The sequence below is a fragment of the Pseudomonas sp. FSL R10-1339 genome (genome assembly GCF_009600545.1).
Lineage (GTDB): Bacteria > Pseudomonadota > Gammaproteobacteria > Pseudomonadales > Pseudomonadaceae > Aquipseudomonas > Aquipseudomonas bubulae.
Genome location: NZ_WIVQ01000033.1, coordinates 20,288 through 47,201 on the forward strand (window position 1 = coordinate 20,288; position 26,914 = coordinate 47,201).

At 57.2% G+C, this 26,914-nt stretch carries 13 protein-coding genes; 8 read left to right on the forward strand and 5 right to left on the reverse strand.

Features of this window, described 5'->3' with window-relative positions:
• Positions 1–74: 74 nt before the first annotated feature.
• A complete protein-coding gene (gene metH, locus GHO03_RS12325) occupies positions 75–3,785 on the forward strand; it encodes a methionine synthase (RefSeq protein ID WP_153399883.1) in 3,711 nt (1,236 codons plus the stop codon).
• A gap of 95 nt (positions 3,786–3,880) precedes the next feature.
• On the opposite strand, the gene GHO03_RS12330 is transcribed toward metH, so the two are convergent.
• The gene (locus tag GHO03_RS12330; RefSeq protein ID WP_153399885.1) at positions 3,881–10,402 is read right to left on the reverse strand and encodes an NEL-type E3 ubiquitin ligase domain-containing protein; all 6,522 of its coding nucleotides are present in this window, start codon (positions 10,400–10,402) and stop codon (positions 3,881–3,883) included.
• Between the two features lie 145 nt (positions 10,403–10,547).
• Between GHO03_RS12330 and GHO03_RS12335 the strand changes: the two genes are divergently transcribed.
• From GHO03_RS12335 to GHO03_RS12345, 3 genes are all read left to right on the forward strand, one after another.
• Entirely contained in the window at positions 10,548–10,766 is a 219-nt protein-coding gene (locus GHO03_RS12335; RefSeq protein ID WP_095000403.1) for a DUF2970 domain-containing protein, read from the forward strand.
• 527 nt (positions 10,767–11,293) lie between these two features.
• Positions 11,294–12,952 (forward strand): nitrite/sulfite reductase, encoded by a 1,659-nt coding sequence (locus tag GHO03_RS12340; RefSeq protein ID WP_016781107.1) that lies wholly within the window; start codon positions 11,294–11,296, stop codon positions 12,950–12,952.
• Complete coding sequence (locus GHO03_RS12345; RefSeq protein ID WP_095000404.1) at positions 12,936–13,430, forward strand: DUF934 domain-containing protein; 495 nt, start codon at positions 12,936–12,938, stop codon at positions 13,428–13,430. The genes GHO03_RS12340 and GHO03_RS12345 overlap by 17 nt, the downstream gene beginning before the upstream one ends.
• A 55-nt stretch (positions 13,431–13,485) precedes the next feature.
• Here the strand turns inward: GHO03_RS12345 and GHO03_RS12350 are convergent, their stop codons facing one another.
• Positions 13,486–18,582, reverse strand: a complete 5,097-nt coding sequence (locus GHO03_RS12350) for an NEL-type E3 ubiquitin ligase domain-containing protein (protein ID WP_153399887.1) — start codon at positions 18,580–18,582, stop codon at positions 13,486–13,488.
• A gap of 179 nt (positions 18,583–18,761) precedes the next feature.
• Positions 18,762–19,781 carry a protease SohB gene (gene sohB / locus GHO03_RS12355; protein ID WP_095000406.1) on the reverse strand — a complete coding sequence of 340 codons (1,020 nt, stop codon included), beginning with the start codon at positions 19,779–19,781 and terminating at the stop codon, positions 18,762–18,764.
• A 207-nt stretch (positions 19,782–19,988) separates the two neighbouring features.
• Between sohB and GHO03_RS12360 the strand changes: the two genes are divergently transcribed.
• The 4 genes from GHO03_RS12360 (at position 19,989) to GHO03_RS12375 (ending at position 23,131) form a co-directional block, all read left to right on the forward strand.
• Positions 19,989–20,699: a histidine phosphatase family protein gene (locus GHO03_RS12360; RefSeq protein ID WP_095000407.1), complete on the forward strand. Its 711-nt coding sequence runs from the start codon at positions 19,989–19,991 to the stop codon at positions 20,697–20,699.
• Positions 20,700–20,756: 57 nt separating this feature from the next.
• Entirely contained in the window at positions 20,757–21,071 is a 315-nt protein-coding gene (locus GHO03_RS12365; protein ID WP_095000408.1) for an SCP2 sterol-binding domain-containing protein, read from the forward strand.
• Positions 21,072–21,272: 201 nt separating this feature from the next.
• Positions 21,273–22,340 carry a phosphotransferase family protein gene (locus tag GHO03_RS12370; protein WP_153399889.1) on the forward strand — a complete coding sequence of 356 codons (1,068 nt, stop codon included), beginning with the start codon at positions 21,273–21,275 and terminating at the stop codon, positions 22,338–22,340.
• Positions 22,341–22,363: 23 nt separating this feature from the next.
• The gene (locus GHO03_RS12375; protein WP_095018034.1) at positions 22,364–23,131 is read left to right on the forward strand and encodes an SDR family oxidoreductase; all 768 of its coding nucleotides are present in this window, start codon (positions 22,364–22,366) and stop codon (positions 23,129–23,131) included.
• 140 nt (positions 23,132–23,271) lie between these two features.
• Here the strand turns inward: GHO03_RS12375 and GHO03_RS12380 are convergent, their stop codons facing one another.
• Both GHO03_RS12380 and GHO03_RS12385 read right to left on the reverse strand, forming a co-directional pair.
• Positions 23,272–26,244 carry an RHS repeat-associated core domain-containing protein gene (locus GHO03_RS12380; RefSeq protein WP_153399891.1) on the reverse strand — a complete coding sequence of 991 codons (2,973 nt, stop codon included), beginning with the start codon at positions 26,242–26,244 and terminating at the stop codon, positions 23,272–23,274.
• Between the two features lie 120 nt (positions 26,245–26,364).
• The coding region (locus GHO03_RS12385) for a nitronate monooxygenase (protein ID WP_178110309.1) at positions 26,365–26,914 on the reverse strand (550 nt) is incomplete at its 5' end.

Sequence of the window (26,914 nt, forward strand, 5' to 3'; positions counted from 1 at the left end):
AACAGCAGACGCTCAAATCCCACGCAGGTTTGTTATGATTTCGCATCTTTTGCATGGCTCTAACAGGTAGTCCTATGTCTGACCGCAGCGCTCGTCTCCAAGCACTTCAGCAAGCCCTCAAAGAGCGCATTCTGATTCTCGATGGCGGCATGGGCACTATGATCCAAAGCTACCGTCTAGAGGAACACGACTATCGTGGCACACGCTTCGCCGACTGGCCGAGCGACGTCAAGGGTAACAACGACCTTCTGGTGCTCACCCGCCCCGACGTGATCGGCTCGATTGAAAAGGCCTATCTGGATGCCGGTGCCGATATTCTCGAAACCAACACCTTCAATGCTACCCAGGTTTCCCAGGCCGACTACGGCATGCAGGCACTGGCCTACGAGCTAAACGTAGAAGGCGCCCGCCTGGCGCGCAAGGTGGCTGATGCCAAAACGCTGGAAACCCCGGACAAACCACGCTTTGTTGCCGGTGTACTGGGCCCGACCAGCCGCACCTGCTCGCTGTCCCCGGACGTAAACAACCCCGGCTACCGCAACGTGACTTTCGATGAACTGGTGGAGAACTACACCGAAGCCACCAAAGGCCTGATCGAAGGCGGCGCCGACCTGATCCTGATCGAGACCATCTTCGACACCCTCAATGCCAAGGCCGCGATTTTCGCCGTACAGGGCGTTTTCGAAGAGCTGGGTGTCGAGTTGCCGATCATGATTTCCGGCACCATTACCGACGCCTCCGGGCGTACCCTGTCGGGCCAGACCACCGAAGCATTCTGGAACTCGGTGGCCCACGCCAAACCGATTTCCGTGGGTTTGAACTGCGCCCTGGGTGCCAGCGAACTGCGTCCGTACCTCGAAGAGCTGTCGAACAAGGCCAGCACCTACGTCTCGGCGCACCCCAACGCCGGCCTGCCCAACGAATTCGGCGAGTACGACGAACTGCCGGCGGAAACCGCCAAGGTCATTGAAGAGTTCGCCCAGAGCGGTTTCCTCAACATTGTCGGCGGTTGCTGCGGCACCACGCCGGGGCATATCCAGGCCATCGCCAACGCCGTAGCCGGTTATGCTCCGCGCCCGATCCCGGACATTCCAAAGGCCTGCCGTCTCTCCGGGCTTGAACCGTTCACCATCGATCGCAGCTCGTTGTTCGTCAACGTCGGCGAGCGAACCAACATCACCGGTTCTGCCCGCTTCGCCCGGCTGATTCGCGAAGACAACTACACCGAAGCCCTGGAAGTGGCCCTGCAACAGGTTGAAGCCGGTGCGCAGATCATCGACATCAACATGGACGAGGGCATGCTGGACTCGAAGAAGGCCATGGTGACCTTCCTCAACCTGATCGCCGGCGAGCCGGATATCAGCCGCGTACCGATCATGATCGACTCCTCCAAGTGGGAAGTGATCGAAGCGGGCCTCAAGTGCATCCAGGGCAAGGGCATCGTCAACTCGATCAGCATGAAAGAAGGCGTCGAGCAGTTCATTCATCACGCCAAACTGTGCAAGCGCTATGGTGCCGCCGTGGTGGTGATGGCTTTCGACGAAGCCGGCCAGGCCGACACCGAGGCGCGCAAAAAAGAAATCTGCAAACGCTCCTACGACATTCTGGTCAACGAAGTGGGCTTCCCGCCGGAAGACATCATTTTCGACCCGAACATCTTTGCCGTGGCCACCGGCATTGAAGAACACAACAACTACGCTGTGGACTTCATCAATGCCTGTGCCTATATCCGCGACGAACTGCCCTATGCCCTGACCTCGGGCGGTGTATCCAACGTGTCGTTCTCGTTCCGTGGCAACAACCCGGTTCGTGAGGCGATCCACTCGGTGTTCCTGCTGTATGCGATCCGCAACGGCCTGACCATGGGTATCGTCAACGCCGGCCAGCTGGAAATCTATGACCAGATCCCGGCCGAGTTGCGCGATGCCGTGGAAGACGTGGTGCTCAACCGCACCCCCGATGCCACCGACAATCTGCTGGCAATTGCCGACAAGTACAAGGGCGATGGCAGCGTCAAGGAAGCCGAAACCGAAGAGTGGCGCAGCTGGGACGTCAACAAGCGTCTGGAACATGCACTGGTCAAGGGCATTACTACCCATATCGTTGAAGACACCGAAGAGTCGCGCCTGTCGTTCAAGCGCCCGATCGAAGTGATCGAAGGCCCGCTGATGTCGGGCATGAACATTGTCGGCGACCTGTTCGGTGCGGGCAAAATGTTCCTGCCCCAGGTGGTCAAGTCTGCCCGCGTGATGAAACAGGCCGTGGCCCACTTGATCCCGTTTATCGAACTGGAAAAAGGCGACAAACCGGAAGCCAAGGGCAAGATCCTGATGGCCACGGTCAAGGGCGACGTGCATGACATCGGCAAGAACATTGTCGGCGTGGTGCTTGGCTGTAACGGCTACGACATCGTTGACCTGGGCGTGATGGTGCCGGCAGAGAAAATCCTGCAGGTAGCCAAAGAGCAGAAGTGCGACATTATCGGCCTTTCCGGCCTGATCACGCCGTCGCTGGATGAAATGGTGCATGTTGCCCGCGAGATGCAGCGTCAGAACTTCCACCTGCCACTGATGATCGGCGGTGCGACTACATCCAAGGCGCACACCGCAGTCAAGATCGAACCCAAGTATCAGAACGATGCCGTGATCTATGTCACCGACGCTTCTCGCGCCGTGGGCGTGGCCACGCAATTGCTGTCCAAGGAACTGAAACCGGCCTTTGTTCAGAAAACCCGCGAAGAGTACGTTGAGGTCCGCGAACGCACCGCCAATCGTAGTGCCCGCACCGAGCGCCTGAGCTACCCGGCATCGATCGCCAAAAAACCGCAGTTCGACTGGGCCGGCTACCAGCCGGTCAAACCGACCTTCACCGGCGCCAAGGTACTGGACAATATCGACCTCAAGGTACTGGCCGAGTACATCGACTGGACGCCGTTCTTTATTTCCTGGGACCTGGCTGGAAAATTCCCGCGCATCCTCACCGACGAAGTCGTCGGCGAAGCGGCCACGGCGCTGTATGCCGATGCCCAGGAAATGCTCAAAAAACTGATCGACGAGAAGCTGATCAGCGCCCGGGCAGTGTTCGGTTTCTGGCCGGCCAATCAGGTTAACGATGACGACCTGGAACTGTACGGTGACGATGGCCAGCCATTGGCCAAACTGCATCACTTGCGCCAGCAGATCATCAAGACCGACGGCAAGCCGAACTTCTCCCTGGCCGACTTTGTCGCGCCCAAGGACAGCGGCGTGACCGACTACGTGGGCGGTTTTATCACTACCGCAGGCATCGGTGCCGAAGAAGTGGCCAAGGCGTATCAGGACGCGGGGGACGACTACAACTCGATCATGGTCAAGGCCCTGGCCGATCGTCTCGCCGAGGCCTGCGCAGAGTGGCTGCACCAGCAGGTGCGGACCCACTACTGGGGCTACGTCAAGGATGAGCAGTTGGCCAATGAAGAGCTGATCAAGGAGCAATACAGCGGTATCCGCCCTGCTCCCGGCTACCCGGCTTGCCCGGACCACACCGAGAAAGCCACCCTGTTCAAGCTGCTGGATCCGGAGACCGAAGAGATGCGTGCGGGCAAAAGCGGCGTGTTCCTGACCGAGCACTACGCCATGTTCCCGGCGGCAGCGGTTAGCGGCTGGTACTTCGCACATCCGCAAGCGCAGTACTTTGCGGTGGGCAAGGTCGACAAGGACCAGATCGAAAGCTACACGGCGCGCAAAGGGCAAGATTTGAGCGTGACCGAGCGCTGGCTGGCGCCAAACCTGGGGTATGACAACTAACAGGTAGCAACGCTCCCGACACCCTGCAGTCGCTGCCGGATGCGATCGATGACCAATCGATCGCAATGTCCGGCAACGACGACAGTCACTATGGGTTAATCAGGCTGCGTGGACAGCGTTGCGAGAACCTCTCCCGAGAGACGTTCACGCAAAAGTTGCTCTTCGCTGCGCTTGCGCTCATCCAGAGCGCCAAGCTCCTGTTGATACACCTCCCCGAGATCGGCATGTCGGTCTTCCAGCGCTTTATGCTCCACTTCAAAACGTTCCTCCAGGGCCAGGAATTCCTCTGGATACTGGCGCTTGAGGTAATTGATCCAGTAGCCCTGCAGGATCAACTGCTCCATAAAGGCCGGCGAATTTTCGGCTGCCTTTATTTTCAAATAAGCACTTTCAATCTCTTGCTCAGTGACTTTCGCCGCATGGCTGTATTGCATGCCCCTGGGCTGCGCAGGCAGGTCGAGGCGCTCGCTCAGGCTAATGCGATAGGCCAGTCGAACCTCCGCAGCGTCCGCTCCACGGCGTGATTGATAGGCAAATTGCGCGACCTCCTCCACTTGCCCCAAGCGAAACAGGCGCCGGCCCAGCCCGAGCAACGCAGGCCCTTCCTGGCCAGCCACCACTGAGCGCAGGGCATTGAACTCAAACACCTTCACTTCCAGATCGCTGAACAGCAGGATTCGACCATCGCCACAGGTCACATCGGAATGACCGATGATAAATAGCTCGTCGCGTAACTGGCTATCGGATGCAGCTGCCTGCAGCACATTCCAGACCCGCCGGGTCAGGCCCGGTCTGTCCTGGATATAGTCCTGGGTGAATTGCAGCTGATCCAGCAAATAGAACAGCCCCCTGCTCTCCTTTTGCGCCAGCAGGTCGTCCCAGATCACTGGCCTCGGCGAGCCTTGCGGCTCCCCCACACACCAGCGGGCCTTTTGCTCGACCAGTTGCTCGGGTGTCAGGTGCTCCAGATGATCGAGGTTTTCGTCGACACCAGCGGCCCCGTACTCAGGCTCATCACTGCTGAGCGAAGCGTTATCGGAGAAGGCCAGGCCGTCTTCAATGTCCTCAAGGGAGCATCCGAGGTCATTGCCCGAAAAGCTCCTGTAGTCTCTTAAGGTTGCATAGCCTGATGTGGAGAGCAGGTTATGGGACAAATCAGTATGAGCCATCAATGCGTCGTTATCGCCCTCAAACAGCTCAACAGGGATCGTATCGATCTGGTTGTTGCTCAGGTTGAGGGTTCTGAGGGTCGGGGTTGTGAGTACCCGGGTCGGCCAGCGCATCAGCCTGTTCCCCCTCAGGTTCAGGGTTTGCAATTCGCTCATGCCAGTAAGGTCAAATGTGTCGAGCCTGTTGTAGCTCAGATCCAGCCATTCCAGGTGCGCCAGTGATTGCAACTGGCGACTCAAGCCCTCCTCGTCCTGCAAGCGGTTGTGGGCAGCCTCCAGCCGGGTGAGGTTTTCAAGCGAGCCGATACCCTCCGGCAAACGGGTCAGCTCATTATTGTTGAGGTGCAAGGTGCGCAAGCCGGGAAATTCGCGGATAAACCCTTGCGAGCCCCCGGCAGTAATGCGTACACCGCTGAGGTTCAGTGTGGTGATATGCGTCTGGAACACATTCAGCGGCGGTATATCCCCTAGGCACAGGTCCGAGAAGTCCAGGGTATGCACAGACTCGGGCTGCGCCGTTGTGACGGCCTCCAGCCCATCGCGCCAGGCCTGCATGATCCTGTCAGCCGCACGCCTGCGATCGACGGCACTGACCCAGCGTCCGCTTTCCCTGTGGCCCGGAATATTGATCCAGCTATTCAGGCGCTGGACCAGAGCGTCGTATTGGTGATTCCACTCGGCAAGCCGGGAGTCGATTTCCAGCACACCCATGCCACGGGCCTGCATCTGTTCAAGGCATTGCACTGCATCATGCAGGCTCAGATCGGGATGGACCCTTTGCAGCAGCGTGGTGCGGTTCAATTCCGGGGCACCGGGCTGAAATATCGGTGCGGGGGTCAACAAGACTTCATCCGTCTTCAACACTGGAGCGGCCGCCAACAACAGGTCCGGCCTGTCAGCGACAATGGCAGGGAAAAACTCGGGCGTTCCCCCGGTCCTGCGTGCTGCCAGTAATCCGATCGCTATATTGCCTGCCGTGTCGCGTCCCGAACGCTGGGCATAAGCCCGCAAATCGGCACAGCTTTGCGCATCCAGCTGGCAACCATTCAACTTCACCCCCTGCATCAGTGCCTCATGACCCACGAGAGCCGTCGCAGGGACCGTCCTGATTGCGCTGTTGCTCATATCCAGAAACCGCAACCTGGGCAGATCAAAAACCCCGGCTGGCCAGCTGCGAATGGCTGTATGACTGAGATCAAGCGACTCCAGCTTGGTCAGCGCCCCGATATCCAGCGCTGTCACCCGGTTGCCATGCAGATTCAAGCGCACGAGCCCACGCAGGCCACTCAACTGCATCTGCAACGAGGGGCTCATCACCAACTCGTTGTGCGCCAGGTTGAGGTCAGTGAGCTGGCGCAAATCACCCAGAGCATTTGGCAGCAAATCCAGGCCGTTGCGGCTCAGGTCCAACTCCCGGAGCTGGCCGAACGCCTGCAGAAATCGATCCACTTCCTCGACAGCCACCCCCAGATCGCTCAAGTTGAGGCGATGGACATGGGCAAACGCCTGCCCCCCCGGCACAGGTGGCAGGGAACTGATTATTTCGTCTGCCAGATCCAGCTCCTGATTTACAGTACTGACCCGCCAGGAAGGCCCGGCGCCAGCATCCTCCAACCCCAGTCGGGGTGAAATTCCAGCACGCCAGCAGCGCTGAATCTTGTCAGCCGCTTGCCTGCGCAACAGCGTTTGCGTCGTCTCAGGATCCTGAGATACCCAGGCCTCCAGAGCCTCGGCAAACCTGTAGTGCTCTTCATGCAAGCCGTTAACGCGCCGCATCAGCTCAGCCACGGCTTGTTCGCCAAGGGACCAACGCGTAATTACCGTACTGGCAAACAGTCGGTCATGGGGCATGAAACGGGTCAGGCAACCTGTGCAGTAAGCGATTGTCCATTTCTCCAGATCCACCGTTCGCACAGGATGGGTACGCAGGCGCTCGTAGGCTCTTATGGCCGTTGACGGCTCAATGCCTGACCAATCCAGAAGCAAGCCCGCCCATAACTGCTGATGTCCGGTGAACAGCTCATCGGGCAACGTTGTTATCGAGGTTCCAAACAGGTCCAGGGTTTCAAGATCAGTGAGATCGAACAGGCCTGCTGGCCACTGAACAAGTCGTCCTTTGACCTGCAATTGCCGCAGCCGCGGCCAGCCACTGACATCCAGCGTTTCCAGTGCCCCCTGCACAGACAGGCATTCGATCTGCCCAAGGGTTGTCAGCCGGTCCATGAACTCACGGGTCAAGCCCTGCCAGTCGGCTTCCAGTGACAGCTCGCTGACCGTGGGCAACTGCGCCAATGCATCGGCAACGGGCATCATCTGTGATCGCTGAAGGCTTATTTCCAGGCGCTCCACGCTGGGGAAGCGCTTGACAAATCCGGCATCGGGCTCGCTCACCATCAGGTCGGCGCTCAGCCGCAATGTCCGCACATGGGAAAAGTCAGCGTCCAGTACAGGAAATTCACTCGCCCAGCTAAGGTCAAATTCAAGATCCAGATAAGCAAAAGGTTCAATACGACTCAGTACACCCTCCCGCCAACAACCTACCAGCCGGTCAGCCGTCAAGCGCCGCATCCGTTGGTTAAAGGGCCCGCTGGCTGTGCTCGACCACAGTTCCAGTGTGCTACGCAATGTGTCCAGCTCACGTTGGCGACGGGCTAGAAAGTCGAATATATGCTGGGCAGACTCTCCGTCGTCGATGCGCTTGCGCACATAGGCCTCGGCCTGTTCGTCGCTGATTTGCGGGCAAATATCGCGCACACGGCTAATCAACGACGGACTCACGTCAAAGGCTGCCCCTTTGCCCGACAAGGCATAGCCGATCCGACCATTGATTCTCTGCAAGGCGGGTCTTGCTGCCACAGGATGCAATTTCAGCGTGCGGGCCATTTCCCTGCGATGCGAAGTGGCGTAGCGAGCCACTGCAGCCGGGCTGACGACGTTTTGACTGGCGCTCAGGTGCAACATTGCCTCAATGGCCAGACGCTCACTGTCGACATTCGCCAGCCCCGGCACATACAGGCCGGCCAGCGCACGGTTCAAACGGCCCTGTTGCGCGTACTCACGCGCCAGCCGGTCCAGCCGCCTCGACCCCCGACCTGTCCGGCGCAGGCGTGCCACATCATTCTCACCGGCAAGCTCAAGCACTTCCTGAGCCGCAGACTCAGACAGCATGGGAAATCGTCGACGTACTAATTCGACATTCGCTTGAGCCGTCCGGCCTGTGCCGGTCAGTCGGGCAAGCAGTGCGTGCTTGCCCGCTCTTGTGCCATCGACCAGCATGCCCAGCTCCCGCTCAACCCGCCATTGTTGCAATGTGTCCCTCAACAAAGCAGGCACGGGCAGGCAGTCCACATGCACCCTGCGCAAGGTTTCGTCACTGACCGCACTGATGTCGCCGATCTGCCCCAGTTCTTCATCATCGAACATGCGGGTCACGTGCCCCAGTCGACGCAGCAAGGTCGGGCGCTCCCATTGCAAGGGCTGTTCATGCTCGAGACGCCAGGCTCCTTCATGGTTATGCATGAGGATTGGCTGATAAGCATTTTCGTCGCTCGGATGCTTTATCCTCCAGGCATTAAGCTGCTGATCGAAGGCCTGCTCGTAGAACTGTCGGCCCACCTGGACCCAGGTTTTGCCGTCTGCCCGATACTGGCCCAGAGCAGTGGGCTCAAGCCGGGTATTGAGCGGCAACTGGCATTGATAGGCCTCGATTTCGGGCCGCCACAGACGGGTTTCACCGTTGGGCAGGACGATTTGCCTGAACCTGTCGATCCCGGCGGGGTCAGTCGCCAACCTGCCACTGGCTACGTGGCCTGCAACCCCAGTTGCACCACTCAGCACGATATTCAGCGCAACGGACTCCACATGCGACCAGGCATCCTCGACATCGCCTGCCTGCCACGACTCAATGCCTTGGTAGATGTCCATACTCATCTGTAGAGCCATCACTGCCATCATGACCTCCCCTGCACCGGGGATTAAAAACGCTGCCACGTTCAACACATCAAGACCAAGGCCAAGGTAGTCATCAAGACGCTGCTGCAAGCGCTTGCTGTCGGCATCGGCTGTGGGCACTGCAAGTGCCCGGGCATTGGCTTTGAGCCTGTCCAGATGAAGGGTATTGAGGGCCGTGAACAGCCCTGCTGATGACGTTTCGATGCTTACCAGCTCCAGCTTCAGGTCCACCTCATCAACATAATCTGCTGGCTCGATACCTCTCGGATCAGGCATGGTCTTGTACAACTGATGATTCAATCGCTGCATAAAAAGTGCGGCGTTCCCTTGGGGGACCAGACTGGCAAACAGCTGCTGATACGCAGGCAGACGCAAATTCAGACCCAGCTCATACTGAAATGCTTCCAGCGAGGGGTATTCTTTGAGTGCCGAGAACGGTGCCCCCGGGATATAGACCACCACGGGTTCAACCTCAGGTTTTTTCATCAGCGGCACACCGCTCAATCCGGTGCGCTCCCATTCCAGAACCGGCCACCTGGAACGATCGGGGCCGATAATCAACACCTCGTCCAAGACCTGGCCATAGAGCTGGAGCTGGCTGAACACTACAGGTTTTGCATATAACGACACGCGCGGTTGCTCCTCCAGCAACGCACTGATCATGGCAAAACCAGAGTCAGTGATATGCCGTTGCAGCAGTGCCCGATGCAAGCGTACGGCCAGCAGTGCTTTTTGCGCCCGGATCATAAGGGCGCGCACCGCTGGCGGGGCAAAAACCGCCTGCAGATGGGCCTGGTACTGCTGCCCCAAATCCAGGGATCTGCACAGCTGTGAGAACACTTCGGGTGACATGGGTAATGTTTCGCGGTAAGCAAAACCGGGAACCGGCCGAAGACTTTCCCACTCCTGTCGGAATCTGTGTGCCACAACCCCAGAACCATGCACCAGGGTGTCCGACACAATGGCCAGTTGATCAGGGCCCTTGTCTGGCTGGAACCGTTCGACAGGTAAAGCGCCCTGCGGCGCCAACGCGCTAAGTTGTCCTGCGACCCTTTGGGAAAAATCTTCACTGGCGTCAAAGTTGAGCAGCGCAGCCTGTAACAGGCTGTGTTGGCGCACGGGCTGATTGCGACGCAGATAAAACAGCCGGTCTGTATTGACGTCCATTGCCCGGCCTTGGCCAAGGTGACTGTGCAATGCCTCCTGCAAGCGGGGCTCGGCAAACTGGGTGATCCCCTGCAGGCCTTTCAGTGCCCTGGCCAAGGCCTGATTGGCAGCCCGGCTGCGAGCCTGGCTGTCGAGCAGGGCCTGACGCAGCCACCGTGGTGCGCGGCCGAGCCCATCGGCTGCTCCAGCCTCTGAAGCATGCGCCGGAAACAATCCCGGCTTGAGGCGTTTGATATCTGCCACAGCGCTGTGTTTGACCCAGGCGGGTATTCTGGATTTTATGAAGGCTGCGTGGGGCCCCGGCCCCGAGACAATGTACGAACTTTCCATGACCGGCTTCTTCCTGAAACGCGTGTGAATGAGCGCCTCAGTACAACCGACAGTGCCCGGGCATGGGTGGTAGATAGTTAATGGGCCTTGAAGTTGACTACGCTATGGGATGTAGCCGTTCCAACCTCAGACAGCCGAGGCATCTATGAACGATCCTGCCGACAACAAGCCGCCGAGCTTCTGGCAAATGCTGCACAGCGTCATGGCCGCTGCCTTTGGCGTGCAAAGCGGAAAAAACAGGACTCGGGATTTTTCCCACGGAAAAGCCTCCCACTTCCTTATCATGGGGCTGCTATTTACCTTGGTGTTTGCCTTAACCCTGTACGGGATCGTCACGCTGGTGGTTCATCTGGCGGGGGTTTAGGGACGCAAATTGGCAGCGCGTACCTGAGTGCCGGGCACGCAAAGGCCTGGGGGGGCCATGCACAACGTTGGCATTGTTGAGCATGCCAACGGCAGCGAGGGCGGCACCAGGTAATGTCGACAAGCTCTTTAGCGGCTACATCCGCCTGATCAGCCTCGACCTTGCACGCTTGCTACTGGTGGCTGACCCAGTACACGGCAGTAGAAACCACCAGAATGATCAGAAAGAAAATGGCCCATGCATCGACCTTGCTGTCGCTTTTACGCGCTTTGACTGGAGTACTCATCGCATCGCCTTTTTTCGGTTTTATGGGTGATTGCTTGAAGTCCTTAAAACAGTTAAGTCCAGCAATGCCCTTCCCACAAGTAAGGGATTGAGAATCAAACGCTTATAGTCGTTTTGGTTCTTTGCATATGCTTAAACATCACTTTTGCGCATAACTACAAACTGGTATCGTGCCCCGCTCCTTGGGGAGTGCGCGGCCGTGCGCGCAGATAAGCTGTTAGCAGCCTGAGAACAGGACCTATATGTACGTATATGACGAGTACGATCAGCAGATCATCGAGGACCGCGTCAAGCAGTTCCGGGATCAGACCCGACGCTATCTGGCAGGTGAGCTGAGCGAAGAAGAGTTCCGCCCCCTGCGCCTGCAAAATGGCCTTTATGTTCAACGCTTTGCCCCAATGCTGCGGGTCGCTGTGCCTTATGGCCAGTTGACTTCGCGTCAGGCGCGAATGATGGCCAAAATCGCTCGTGACTATGACAAGGGCTATGCCCACATCAGTACCCGCCAGAACGTGCAATTCAACTGGCCTGCGCTGGAAGACATCCCGGACATCCTGGAAGAACTGGCCACCGTGCAGATGCACGCCATTCAGACCAGCGGCAACTGCCTGCGCAACGTCACCACCGACCAGTTCGCCGGTGTTGCTGCGGATGAACTGATCGATTCGCGCCCTTGGTGCGAAATCGTGCGTCAGTGGACGACTTTCCATCCGGAATTCGCCTACCTGCCACGCAAATTCAAAATTGCAATCAACGGTTCGACATCTGACCGTGCAGCCATTGAAGTGCATGACATCGGCCTGGAGCCGGTGCTCAACGACGCCGGCGAAGTGGGCTTCCGTGTACTGGTAGGTGGCGGCCTGGGCCGTACCCCGGTAATCGGTGCCTTCATCAATGAGTTCTTGCCGTGGCAAGACCTGTTGAGCTACCTCGAGGCCATCCTGCGTGTCTACAACCGCTATGGCCGTCGTGACAACAAGTACAAGGCGCGGATCAAGATTCTGGTCAAGGCGCTGACGCCTGAAGTGTTCGCCGAGCGTGTTGAGGCCGAAATGGTTCACTTGCGCGGCGGTTCGAACACCCTGACCGAAGCCGAAGTGCAGCGTATCGCCAAGCACTTCGTCGATCCTGACTACAAAGCCCTGCCCGACTTCGGCGCCGAACTGGCCGAACTCGACAAGCAGCATCCGGGTTTTGCCCGTTGGCGCGTACGCAACACGTTGGCCCACAAAAAACCGGGCTATGTCGCCGTTACTTTGTCGCTCAAACCTACAGGTGTAGCCCCGGGCGATGTGACCGACAAGCAGTGGGATGCCATCGCCGACATGGCCGACCGTTACAGCTTTGGCCAACTGCGTACTTCCCACGAGCAGAACATTATCCTGGCCGATGTCGAAGAGAGCCAGCTGTTCACCATGTGGGGCGAGTTGCGCGAAAATGGGTTCGCCACGCCCAACATCGGTTTGCTGACCGACATGATCTGCTGCCCTGGTGGTGACTTCTGCTCCCTGGCCAACGCCAAGTCGATCCCGATTGCCGAATCGATCCAGCGCCGCTTTGAAAACCTGGACTACCTGTTCGATATTGGCGAACTGGATCTGAACATTTCCGGTTGCATGAACGCCTGTGGTCACCACCACGTCGGGCATATCGGTATTCTCGGCGTAGATAAAAAAGGCGCCGAGTTCTATCAGGTATCCCTGGGTGGCAGTGCCAGCCGTGATGCCAGTCTCGGCAAGATTCTGGGCCCGTCCTTTGCCCAGGACGCCATGCCGGATGTGATTGAAAAGCTGATCGACGTCTATGTTGAAAAACGTACCGAAGACGAACGTTTTATCGATACCTACCAGCGTATCGGCATTGACCCTTTCAAGGAGCGCGTCTATGCAGCGAATAATTAAGAACAACCAGGTCATCGATGAAACCTGGCACTTGCTGCCCAAGGAAACCAGCTTTGACGAAATCTCCAACTGCGACGACTTGATCGTACCGTTGGTAATGTGGCGCGAACACGGCCACGCACTCAAGGCCCGCGACGGCGGCCTGGGCGTGTGGCTGGACAGCGACGAAGAAGCTGAAGAGCTGGGCGAGGACGTGGCGAACTTTCAGGTTATTGCCCTGAACTTCCCGGCTTTCACTGATGGCCGCAGTTATTCCAACGCCCGTTTGCTGCGTGACCGCTATGGTTATAAAGGCGAACTTCGCGCCATTGGCGATGTTCTGCGCGACCAGTTGTTCTATCTGCATCGCTGTGGCTTTGACGCATTCGCCATCCGTGCCGATAAAGACCCTTACGAAGCGCTGGAAGGCCTCAAGGACTTCTCGGTGACCTACCAGTCTTCAACCGACGAGCCGATGCCGCTGTTCCGTCGTCGCTGATGCTGCGGCTGGCCCTGGTTACCCAGGGCCAGCGCCTGCATAACCCTGCGCAGGGTCAAGATTGCTCCTGCTCGAAAGGGTGTTTTTCAACTTCTTCACGGGTCAACTGGCTGATCAGTTCTTGCCTGGCCAGCAAACGACTTTCCCCTACAGCTTGGGTTTTCGACACATACTCCTGACTGGACAGCCTCTCCCTAGCCAGGTAAAGCCCCTGCATGCGTTCATGCAGCGGTGAGTCAACCGACTGAAAATGCTCGGGGTATTTCTTCTCCAGAAAGCGCTCCCAGAACCCCTGCTTTTCAATGTAAGCAATCCTCGCTTGCGCTGTATCCTCAGTCAAAACATACAGCTTGGCGGCTTCAAGCTGCTCGAGCGTGACATTGGCGACTCTTTCAAAAATCATGCTCTTGGGCCGCGCCGGCAAGCCAAGGTCAGCAGCCAGTTTGACCTGATAAAACATCTGTATCTCCAGCGGATCAACCTTTGCAATTCGCGCCTGCAAATCAGCCGGGCTGAGCCTCTGCGCCAGACGCAGCGCTTGTGCCGAACCCAAACGATAAGCCACTCCCTGCTGTTCCTCCGCCGTCATGTTCGCCAAGGGCTCAGATGCAAAATCCGGGCTGACCTCATCGATCAAGCCCTGCAATTGGCGCACGTACTCTGATTGCTCGGCATGGACTGCAGCAATTCGCGCCTCAACAACCCCCTGTACATGTTTATCCAGCAGTTCGATCCGCAGAAGTCCTTGTGCCAGTTGCAGCAGCTCTGCTTCGGCATTGACCGAGCTTTGCGCAATAAAGATCCGGTAACGAAGTTCAAGATCCGAAAAAATCATGGGAATCCCATCGGCGCAGGTATTGGGATTGGCTGAAACCTCAAACAGCTGGTTACGTAATTCGCTGAAATCGTGCATGGCATTGAGAACTTGCCAGACCCGTTGGCTTAAACTTTCACGTCCATGCAAATACTGGGAGGACGCACTGAGGTCTTCCAGCACGCGAAAAAAATCACTCGACCCGGCGATATCCCTCAAGCTGTTCCATACACGCGTCTCTGTGAACGTTGGCCGGGACGCCCAGTGAAAGATGCCGCGTACCTGGTCAACATGCCGACGTCGCGGAGCAATACCAAAACTGATGCCGTACTCTCGCCGATAATTATCAAGGCGGCGTAACGAGTCGGCACTCAAAGGATTGTCATGCAGGTGAGTAACACTATTGATCGCTGTTCTGCCAGGTGACAAAACCTCCAGTGGAATGCGACTAATATTGTTGTCACGCATATCCAGGGTCTGCAGGTGGCTGAGCGACTCAACCCCTTCAGGCCAAGTCAGCAGACCACTGTAGCGTAGATACAAACGCTCAAGGTCAACCATGCGAGTCACCGAAATACGCCTGCCCAAGGGATTTCCCGTTAAATTCAAAGATTTCAACCGGGTCAGTCCCGCCAGAGCCGAAGCGGTTCGCCCGCTCAATACAATATGATTGTCCTGCAAGTTCAAGTTGACCAATTCGGACATACCGGCAATTTCCACGGGCAACTCACTGAGCTGGTTACTTTTCAGGGACAGGATGCGTAAGTTGGGAAACTTTTCCAAAAATGAACCGGGAAACTTTCCATTGGGTGAGTTGCTCAAGTGCAGTGCACTGACATGGGAAAAATCTGCCGATATCTCAGGCAAGCAATCAACTGGCCAACTATTGAGGTTCAGCACATATCCGGTGTGCTCACCCACGCTCACGGTTGCGGTCTGTCGGCGCCAGACATGGAGCAAAGCCTGGCTGATTGCACGCTTGTCCTGGGTCGTCACCAGTACCCGCGGGCCATTGCGCCGCTGACTCCAGACCGGCGAGTCCACCCAGCGCTCAAGATCGCTACGCAAGGTTTGAAGCTCGGCCTTGAACCTGGCCAGTACCCGGGTTGTCAACGCAGGTGAAAGTTCAAGATGGTATAAAAACTGGCTGACCGTTTCCTCACTCATTAACGGAAAAAGATCCATCACAAGATCCTTTATCACCAATGGCCTGCTCGCTTGCGCGGCATGGCCTGAGCGACCGCTGAGCCTGTAGCCTGCCCGCCCATCGGCCAGGCGCATGGGCGATTTGAACCAGGGTTTAACCTGCTGCATCCCCAGCGCATTGGCACTTTGCGCGCGATGACTGGCCGCATGGGATGCAATTTTCCAGCTTAAAAACAACCCTGGGTCAGTGTCGGAAAGCCCAAGCGACATACGCGCGGAAGACGGCAAGGCTTTGGCCACACATCTGCAAAGATAAGGGCTGCTGTATATATCATCTGTCGCGAGGCCCAAAAAATGGTACTCGCCCGCGCTTTTAAAAATCTCCTGGCTGTATCTGGACAACGGATTACCTACGGAGCTCAGTACTTGACCTGTGGCTCTGTCGCGCAATAGCAAGCGCTGACTGGGTGGCCAATCAGGCAAGTGGGTAAGGGTTTGCCATGCCAATGTATTGCTATCAACGTTACTTAGAGCCTCGAAATAGAGTCCCTCCAGTGCCCGGTTCAAACGCAATACCTGCGTGTAGCTGCGCGCCTCTTCCAGGATATGCAGCGGCAGGCGCCCGGTGCTCTGCACTGTTGCCATTTCGGCCGGGGCAAGTTGATCCATCAACTCGCCCATCACACTTGCCGGCAAACTCGGAAACTGTTTTTGCAACAGTTCCATCCGGGCTGTCACCACCTCGCCCCGTTTATACAGATGCGAGAACAAGTCAGACTTTGTAGCTTGGGCAAAGCGACCCAACTGGCGCGCCAATGCCTGTTCCTGTTGCTCAAGGCCATCGACAGATTGCCCCAACAAAACCTCGATTTGCGCCGAGGAGAAAGACTCCAGCGTGGTCTTGAGCAATTCTGCGTTCTTGATCTGGGCTTCGGTAACTTGCAGGCGGGGATGCGAAGACTCCACTTCAGGCCCGTACTCCATGACCATGGACCCGCGCATGTTCACCACGCGTAAAACTCTGTCCGCAGGCCAGCCATCAAGACGAGTCAACAGCTCCAGTTGCAATTGCGCAGTATCGGTAGACACTTTGCCCCCCTGCTGCATTTGTACGATGAAACGTTCGATCATTTGACTCAACTGCACGCGCCTCATGCTGTCTGCCAACGCAGGAGGTGGCGGCAGGTTATCCATGTGCAGCCTGCGCAACGCATCATCACTGGTATTGGATGCAGCCAGCACACGCTCGACCATAGCGTCCGATAACCCTTGGGCCGCAGGGCCCAACCGACGGAACAACTGCATGCGCGACATTTGCATCGGATCATCGAGTTCATGCACCCACGCACCGCTGCCGTTATGCCTGACGCGTGGTGTGTAGGTGTACGGCTCGGTTGGGTGCTGGATATGACACCTTTGTGTCGCAGCATCGATTTTGACCTGGTACACCTTGTCTTCCAGCTTGATAAACTGCTTGTTACCCATGCTATAGAGCCCTCGCGCATCGGGCTCGGCATCACCCAGCGCAAGGTTTGGGTATTGGTAGGGCCTGAGATCCGGCCGCCACAATCGTTTTTGACCTTTAACTGACGTGACTGCAACCAGTGCATCCACGACCGGCGATGGCCTGAGTGTTTTTGCCGCTGCAGTGCTGCTGGCAGCCAGCGCAAAATTCTCGGCAACATCGAACAAGTACTCCAGCGCGGCTGCCCGGTCTCCCCGCTGCCACGCCTTGATGCCGTCATACACCTCAACCCCCAGTTGCATGACACTGGTTACCAGCAAGATCTCACCCAGAACCGGGACAAAACCCAACGCAACCATCAACAAGCTCACCCCCAGATTCAAGAAAGAGGCCTGACGTGCCAAACGACTTTTAGAGTCTTCATCTTCCGTGGGGACGATCAGCAACCTGGCATCATCTTTAATCTTGGCCAGCTGCAGCCCCCAGGCAATCAAAAATGGATCGTCAAACTTGGGCAGATGCCGGGTTTCGGACATCAATGCAGGCTCATTGATGATCGGTGGGCGGCGTAACAACAACGAATCCCAGGTTATATTTTTCAAGTCCGTGCGCCGCATAAACTCGGCGCGGTAACGCAAGGGAACCAAGTGAAAGAAATACGTGGCAAAGACGCTATTTTTTAACCACTCGCGCAGCGTCGCCTTTAATAAATCAAACGACTCGAATTCGTGAAACGCCGTGCCGGAACTGTTCGGCAAATACAGCACGCAGGGCTGCGCCTCTTCGGCCGGTTTTCTCTGCGGCCAAAAAACAATAACTCCGGGAACTTCAAAGCCCATGATTTGAAGCGTGCTATGACCTGAGTGAATATACGAAAAGAGAGCACCAGGCGGAATCAAAAAATTCAATATATAGTTATATGATTGTGTCGTGACCTCCGCCTTCATATAGGCCACATGCAAGGCGCAGGCAAATTCCTGGCGCAGATTCTGCACAAATACAGCTTGCAACTTATACGCCTTTGAATTGGCATTGTCGGCAGGCCAATTATCATCCGCCGGTTCAAACACACGCGTCAAATGCCATTGATATTGCATACCCAGGTTCAGGTCGCGGCAGATCTGCGCAAAACCTTCGGGCTTTAATTCGGCCTGTTCAATCTGCTGCGTACCTCTGAGTGCATAAATGCACGACCCCTGGTCGAAGCCGCCTTCAACAGCCTCAAAAGCCTCATAGTTCTGCAACGCAGCTTGCAGCAGGCTGTGATGACTGACGCTCGATACCAGGTTCAGCTCCAATGACTCAGGTGTGAACTTCTCGGGCAAGGCAAGCTGGATCAGAGAATCAACTAGCCTGAATTGTTGCCGAGCAAAAAACAGCAACAGATTACTCAACAAGCGAACCTGTTTTATGCCATACCTCTTGGGGTCAGCATCTGTCCAGCCACGTGCCTTCAGCGCCTCCTTGAGCAACGGCTCGGCGAACGACTCTATCGGCTTGATTTGGGCCAGCACGCGCGCGACCTCGCGCTGAGCCATTTGCCCTAATTTGAAACTGTTAAGTAATCTTTCGCGCAACGTCGGCGACGCATATTTAAACCAGGGTGCAAGCAACCCCGCAATATAGGTTTCATGCTGGTTTTCAACCGGCACATTCGCCAATCGACGGGCATAGTCGACAACGGATCGTTCAGACTCTGATAACGAATAACTAATAGCATCGGTCATGGTAAAGGCTCGATAGGGATTCGTGCCTTCAGCTTATAGACAACACTAAAAAATAGTCGGCTGAATACTTGATAAAGAATCAGGTTATTTATTAAAAAACATGCTTTAAACGATAATTAACTACCGCACCAGACACAGACGCAGGCGCTGTTGTAACACTTACAACAGCGCCTGACTAATCACCAGAAACGTGATTGGGTCAAACGACTCCACAATGAGTCAACAACATGTTCCGCCGAACTGCTGGCAGCCAGACCCACACGCTCCTGCAAACTTTTGCGCTGGGCATAGTGCAGGTGATACAGCTGTGCATTCGCGGCCCGCTCGGACAAATACTCATCGCTGGTTTTCAATTCGTCGACCAGCTGTTTATCGACCGCAGCAACGCCCAGCCACACTTCGCCGGTCGCCACTTCATCAATCGCCAGCTGCGGGCGGTACTTGGACACGAAGTTCTTGAACAGCTGATGGGTGATATCCAGGTCCTGCTGGAACTTTTCACGACCTTTTTCAGTGTTTTCGCCAAATACCGTAAGCGTTCGCTTGTACTCGCCCGCCGTCAGCACTTCATAATCAATGTCGTGCTTTTTGAGCAGGCGATTGACGTTGGGCAACTGCGCCACCACACCGATGGAACCCAGAATTGCAAACGGTGCACTGATAATCTTCTGGCCGATACAAGCCATCATGTAGCCACCGCTGGCAGCAACTTTATCGATGCAGATGGTCAGCGGAATGCCTGCCTGACGGATACGTGCCAATTGCGACGACGCAAGGCCATAGCTGTGCACCATGCCACCACCACTTTCCAGACGCAGCACCACTTCGTCAGTCGGTCTGGCCAGGGTCAGCAAGGCAGTAATTTCATGGCGCAGGCTTTCTGTCGCCGAGGCCTTGATATCACCGTGAAAATCCAGCACGAAGACATTTGCCTTGGTTTCTGGCTGTTTTTTCAGTTTTTTGTCGGCCTTGGCAGTCTGCTTGCGCAGTGCCTTGAACTGGTCTTTGGACAGCAGCGATTGCTCCAGGCGTTCACGCAGGCCCTTGTAGAAATCATTGAGCTTGGTGACCTGCAATTGCCCGGTAGAACGGCGCCCTTTGCCACGCAATGCAGCAACAGTCACCAGCACCACCACAATGGCGACCACCAGAGTCACGGTTTTAGCCAGAAAACTGGCGTACTCGGCAAGAAATTCCACAGCCTCTCCTTGAAAACGATTGCAGCCCGAGGGTCAGGGCCGCGCAATGATAACCAGCATACCGACGCCAACCGGGGCCTGCCAGCCGTGAAACACCTTGATCAGGGGCATTGGCAGCAATTCAAACAAGCGTATGTTTTTTCATTGACAGCCACTTGCCATCCTCCTAACCTCGCCTGACTTTCAGTGCTCAGGAATGACGCGCACGTGGGCAGCATCTATTTGATCAGACATGGCCAGGCCTCCTTTGGTGCAGATGACTACGACAAGTTGTCACCACTGGGCGTGCACCAGGCGCAAATTGCCGGTAAGCATCTGGCCGAACTGGATTTGCGCTTTGACCGTTGCCTGGCTGGTGATCTGACACGTCAGCAAGACACCGCACGCCATGCCCTGGCACAACTGCACGCCGCCGGGCTGCCCGCCCCTACACTGGAAACAGACGCTGCCTTCAACGAATTCGATGCTTACGCCATCCTTGATGCCCTGCTTCCCGGCTTGCTGCCGGACGAGCCAGAGGCCCTGACGGCGATGAACAATGCCGCCCACAATCCGGCCGAGTTCCAGCGCATTTTCGAACTGATCATCGAGCGCTGGCTCAGTGGCACCTGGGACACCCCCGGCCTGGAAACCTGGCTGGGCTTTGTCGAACGGGTGCAGGGCGGACTGAACCGCCTGCTCGACCTTGCCAAGGGCCAGCAGAACATTGTCGTGTTCACTTCTGCAGGCACCATTACGGCCCTGGTCCACCTATTGACCCGAATTCCGGCCACCGATGCCTTCAAGCTCGGCTGGCAAATCGTCAATACCTCGCTCAGCCAGCTCAAGTTTCATGGCCGCGAGGTCACCCTGGCTTCCTTCAACAGTCATGTGCATTTGCAACTGTTGAAGACGCCGTCACTCATCACCTATCGTTGAGCGTCGGCAACCGTGGCCTTCGGGCCGCCGTACTCCACCCTATATAAGGATCGAACCATGACTTCTGTAGCTGATGCCGTTCAAGCAATGAAAGCCAAATTCAACCCAGCCGCTGCTGCAGGCCTGGACCTGGTTTTTGGTTTCCGCATCGATGAAGACAAACACTTCTCGCTGATCGTCAAAGACAGCACTTGTGAACTCAAAGAAGGTGAAAACCCTGACGCCCAGGTCACCCTGGTGATGGACGGCGAGACCCTGGAAGGCATCGTTAGCGGCGAAACCGATGGCATGCAGGCATTTATGGGCGGCAAACTGCGCGCTGAAGGCGACATGATGCTGGCCATGAAGCTGAGCGAACTGTTCCCGGCCTAAGCCACACGCAGCACCGAAAACCGAAGCCCACGCGCTTCGGTTTTTTTTGCCCTGCGGTTTATTGAGGCAGTGGCCATCAAAGACGCTGATCCCCTGCTAACAGCCCTGCCTATTAAGGCAGCAGCCGACTTGTCGAGACCCGGGCCGCCCATTAGATTAGCGAATGTTGTCAGGCCTCAACTATAAACAGAAGAGATAAACATGGCGCTTACCGACTCGTCCACCCGCATCCGCACCGGCGAAGAACTCGACGCCAGCCGCATTGACCCTTACCTCAAGGCAAATATTCCTGGCCTTGTGGGGGAACCTGCGATCAGCCAGTTCCCCGGCGGCGCCTCGAACCTGACCTACCTGATTGAATACCCGGGTCGAGAGCTGGTGCTGCGCCGCCCGCCTTTTGGCCAAAAGGCCAAATCGGCGCACGACATGGGCCGCGAGTTTCGCATCCTCAATCAGCTCAAGGACGCCTTCCCCTACTGCCCCAGGGCCTACGCCCACTGCTCCGACGAAAGTCTGATCGGCTCCGAGTTCTATGTCATGGAACGGGTCAGGGGCATCATCCTGCGCTCGGATCTGCCGCAGGAACTGGCATTGGGCGCCGACGCCAGCAGAACCCTGTGCAAGAGCTTTATCGACAAACTGGTCGAGTTGCATCGCGTTGACTACAACGCTTGCGGCCTGGCCGATCTGGGTAAGCCGCAAGGCTACGTGCAGCGCCAGATCAGCGGCTGGAGCGAGCGCTACGAAAAGGCCCTGACCCCGGATGCACCCCATTGGCACGCAGTAAAAGACTGGCTGCACGCCAAAATGCCAGCCGACTACCCGACCCCGGCTATCGTTCACAACGACTACCGCTTTGATAACGTGATCCTCGATCCCGCCAACCCGATGCAGATCATCGGCGTGCTGGACTGGGAGCTGACTACGCTGGGTGATCCGCTGATGGACCTGGGCAACACCCTCGCCTACTGGATCGAGGCGGATGACCCAGCACCGGTGCAACTGATGCGGCGCCAGCCGAGCAACGCTCCGGGTATGTTGACCCGCCGCGAATTTGTGGATTACTACGCCGAGCGTTCCGGGATTCAGATAGACAACTACGATTTCTACTACACCTACGGCCTGTTTCGTCTGGCGGGTATCGTTCAACAGATCTACTACCGCTACTACCACGGCCAGACCGCAGACAAACGTTTTGCCCAGTTCATACAAATGAACGCGCTGCTGGAGCAGATGAGCCTCAACGTCATTCGCCGCTCCAGCCTCTAAGCCCCAGATAACAGGGAATCAACATGTCCAGGACTCAACTGTTCGACCTTGATGGCAAAATCGCTTTTGTTTCCGGTGCCAGCCGCGGCATCGGTGAAGCCATTGCCAGGCTGCTGGCCCAACAAGGTGCCCACGTCATTGTCTCCAGCCGCAAACTCGAAGGCTGCCAGCCAGTGGCCGATGCAATCATCGCCGAGGGCGGCAAGGCCACTGCCATCGCCTGCCATATTGGCGAAATGGAACAGATCACTCAGACCTTTGCGCGCATACGCGCAGACTTTGGCCGCATCGATATTCTGGTTAACAACGCCGCGACCAATCCGCAATTCTGCAACGTACTGGACACCGACCTTGGCGCTTTCCAGAAAACCGTCGATGTAAATATTCGCGGCTATTTCTTTATGTCCGTGGAGGCAGGGAAGCTGATGCGTGAGCACGGCGGCGGCAGCATCATTAACGTAGCCTCGATCAACGGCGTATCGCCGGGAGTGTTCCAGGGTGTGTATTCGATGACCAAGGCAGCGGTGATCAATATGACCAAGGTGTTTGCCAAGGAATGTGCAGGGTTCGGCATTCGTTGCAATGCGTTACTACCGGGGCTGACCGACACCAAGTTTGCCTCGGCGCTGGTCAGCAACGACGCCATTCTCAAGACCGCCCTGCAACACATCCCGCTCAAACGCGTCGCCGCCCCCGGCGAGATGGCCGGGGCTGTGCTGTATCTGGCAAGCGATGCATCGAGCTACACCACGGGTATATCGCTGAATGTAGATGGCGGATTTCTGTCCTGATGCCAAGCGCTGCCACGATGATCTGGCAAGCCTCAGACAGCGTGGGCAGCACAATGCCTGCGGTGCAGGCAGCGTGGCGTATCACACCAAACCGGAGCACTATCATCGCGAACAGGCCCGCCGCCGCAGGTTATCCATCATCAGTGCTTGACCGGTCTCCAACGCTTGAACAGGCTGTTGTAACCACTTCTGGCCGTTTGCAGCAAAAGCCCACGCACCTCGGTCAGTGCCGATACCGCCCCTTTGGCAGCCCCCACCCAGGCCCTGGCCCGTGAACTTTGCTGCGCTATCGGCGAACCTGTGACATACGCGGCGATGGCCTCGATCCCGACCCCGGCCCAGTAAACCCACGTCTGATTGAACATCCTGCTCATGCCTCCATGAAACGTGGCCATCCCTGGCGGGATCTGCAGCGTATTGACGTGACGATCCAGCTGAGCAGATTGATGGCCCGCGCGAATGTACGTCCCCGCCGCCCCGTCATAAGCCTCGATCACAGGCGCTATATTCGGCTGCAGTGGCCCTGGCACAAACTGACCATAGACCGCGTTGGGAACAGTAGCCAGGCCATAGGCACCTGCACTCATCATCGTTCGCATGATTCTGGAACTTACCGGGGTCTGCCCCCAGGACACGCTGTCACCGTAACCTCTCAAGGCCTGCTGCAGGACTTCACGTGTAAGTGAGCGCACATGCCCCGCCAGCCTCACTCGAGCCACGGGATCCCAAACCTCATCAGAACCCGCCCCCTCGCTGGCACCTCGCATTTCAAAGCCCCTGTGCGTAACGTTTGCGGCAATAAAACCGATAAAGGGGCTCCAGTGAGTCAAGTTTGCAAAAAGCCCGGTCCCCATGTGCATGACGGCCAGTGCATCAATGGCATTTACCGTACTTCGCAAGGCAACATTGAGCCCGTGAGTCGGTTGACGACCCTCAAACAGGGCCAGGTCGACCCCCACCCCGACAACATTACTGATCCAGGTTGCCAGCCCATCACGAATCGCGGCGGCACTCGAAGCCTGCCACCGCGACCTGATCTGCCTGGACAGCCCGGAGATGGCCGAGTGCAATCCGGCAAACCGGCCAATAGCCGCCTCCGAACTCAGCAGGCCCTGCTCGTCGACCCTGCCGACGGGATTGCCCAGCGCCATCGCGTACAGGTTCATGCCATCAATATCATCGCCCGGATCGGCGCTGATCCAGCGCGCCAGCCACGGTGCGTAATACCGCATGCCGTAATAGTAAAGCCCGCTGGCATCGCGCTCCTTGCCCGAATAGCGAATAAATTTATAACGGGCTTCAAGGGTATTTTTCGTCGCCCACCAGGCAGTGGCTCCATAGGGGTAGTAGCTTTCCTGACTGAGTAACCGCCCAGAGCCATCCAGCTCCAGCATGCTGCAGCCCAAATGGTCCGAGAGGCTCAAACGCATGTGTTCGTTATCGATGCTTTCGGGGCGCCCCTTCTCCCACTGCAATATGCTCGCGCTATTGAGATCACCGGCCACCGTCAGCACATTCAACCATTCACCCGTGGCGCTGTTGCGCCGGACTTCGAGACCGGGCAAGTAATACACCTCTTCACGACGGAGCTGACGATGGCCATGGGACTGTCTGATTTTAAGCGCCCTTGCCCCGCTGCTGTCGTAGACATAGACCTCATCATCGTTGGCACCGTCCTGGCGTGTGACACGGGTAACTCGCTGCAATTGATTGCGCAGGGTCCAGCTCAGCCACTGCCCCGGTTCGAGTACCTGCTGGTTGCCATTCGCGTCAAAGCCACTGGCCAGCCCGGGGCGGGCGGGCAGCCCCGACTTTTGTTCAAGGCCGTGATTGCTGTGGTCAGCCACGTTCATCTGTCGCGTATAGCCGGAACCGTGGCTGGGCATGTGTTGCAGCCGGGCAAGATTGCCGCCTGCATCGTAGGTATACGACTGACGGTAGTTACGCATACGCTGACCGTTGGCCGCACCCAGGCCCGCAGCAACGGGCAGCTGCGGGCCATTGAGATTGCTGGCGTTTTCACGGCCCGTGGCTTCTATCAGTTGGTAGAGCGAGTCGTAGGTATAAGTGCTCAATGCTTGCAGCCGGGTATTATCAGACCACAGCACAGGTTGCGCTGCATCACGGATATTCAGCACATTGCCAACCCGGTCATAGACATAGTTCAAGTCCTGCAAGGCTTCACCCGGATTACTGGTGCGCCATGTTTTCAGTTGCTGCAGGCGGTCATCCAACGGGCTGTAGGCCAGGGCACGCACTACCCCGTTGCCCGACCGTTCAACTTCTATCTGGCCGCTCGCGTTATAGGATCTTTGCTGCACCACACTGTGCTGGCGACCGCTGCCGAGATTGACCATCACCGCAGCCAGCAGACCGTCCACATCATGGCGCATACGCTGCCGATTGCCCTGGGCATCGATTTGCTCAACCAACTGGCCCACAGCATCACGGCGCCATTGAGTGCGCCAGCTTCGGGATTCAAGGTGCTGCTCACGCAACCCGGCCTGCGGCGACCAGTTGGGCGCTTGGGATGCGTCACGTACGAATCGCCGTGACTGACTCGTCACCTGCCCCAGCAGGTCATAGCCCTCAAACCACAGCGTGCCGGCAGGGTCGTCATGACGGATCAGCCGGGCGCAGCCATTTTGGCGCGCATGCACAGCGCTGTTGTCGGCATAGGTCAGACGCTCGACACAATGCGCACCCTCAGTTCCGGCGCCTTGTTCGAATACGGCGCTCAGGCGCAGCAGTTCATCGTATTCCCAGATGCTGCGGGTACCCCGGGCATCCCAACTAAAGCGCAGTTGCCCGCCCGCCCCTGCCAGGCTGATACGCACGCCGCGGTCAACACTGTCGCTGCGCAGCAGGCGCCCCGACAGCGAAGATCGATTGCGCTGATTGGGCACCGTAGTCGGATTTTTACGGCGCAATGCCACCAGACGCGGATCCCACTGTTCGGTCAAAAAACCGCTGGGGCCAAACACCTGGCGGCTGATCCGCGCTTCAGGTTCCTGCGCCGCAGTGCGCCGATGACAGGCCACCGTGCAGATGGCCAGCCCGCGAGGGTCATAAGCGGTTAGCAAGGGAGTATGGCGATGCAAGGCTTGGGGCATAAATCAGCTTCCTGAACTGCACAATAATTAAAAAGTGTAGTGATCAGAATGCTTGCCCCACGGGCCAGAGCGGACAGGCTTTGTATCCAGATAAGTTAAATTACAGCAGAGCCAGCCGTTTCAGATGGCTGCCGCTTCCCCCGCCTTACAGCGCGCTGCCTGATGACGTGCATTCACCGCTATCAGGCAGCGCTCGGCCTCTTGCACCATCTCGTCGATCAGGCTCTGGCAACTTTTCAGTTCGCCAATGGCAGCGGCCACCTGCCCGCTGGACAAAATCCCCTCATCCGGTACGCCATCCACCATCGAGCGCTGCAACAGCACCGGCTGATTGGCCGCCATCACCGTCTGCGACAGCGCAGCAGGGTCTTCTTTTATTGATTTGGCAAATACACCGAGCATATGCCCAAGGCTCATGCCGGTGTGTTGCTTCCAGTGCCAGGCGCTGCCCAGGGCAATGCGCAGGCGGCCAAAGGCACCGGCTTTTTCCAGACGATTGATAAAAGCGTTTTCGATCATGCGGTGGCGCATGCCATCCACTGCCGTCGTCACGCGAATCTGCTGTGGGTCGGTCACTTTCACGTAGCGCTCCAGCGTCGCGATCGGGGTTGGCGACTCCTGGGTCATCAGGAACCGCGTGCCCATGGCCACCCCGGCCGCACCTGTGGCC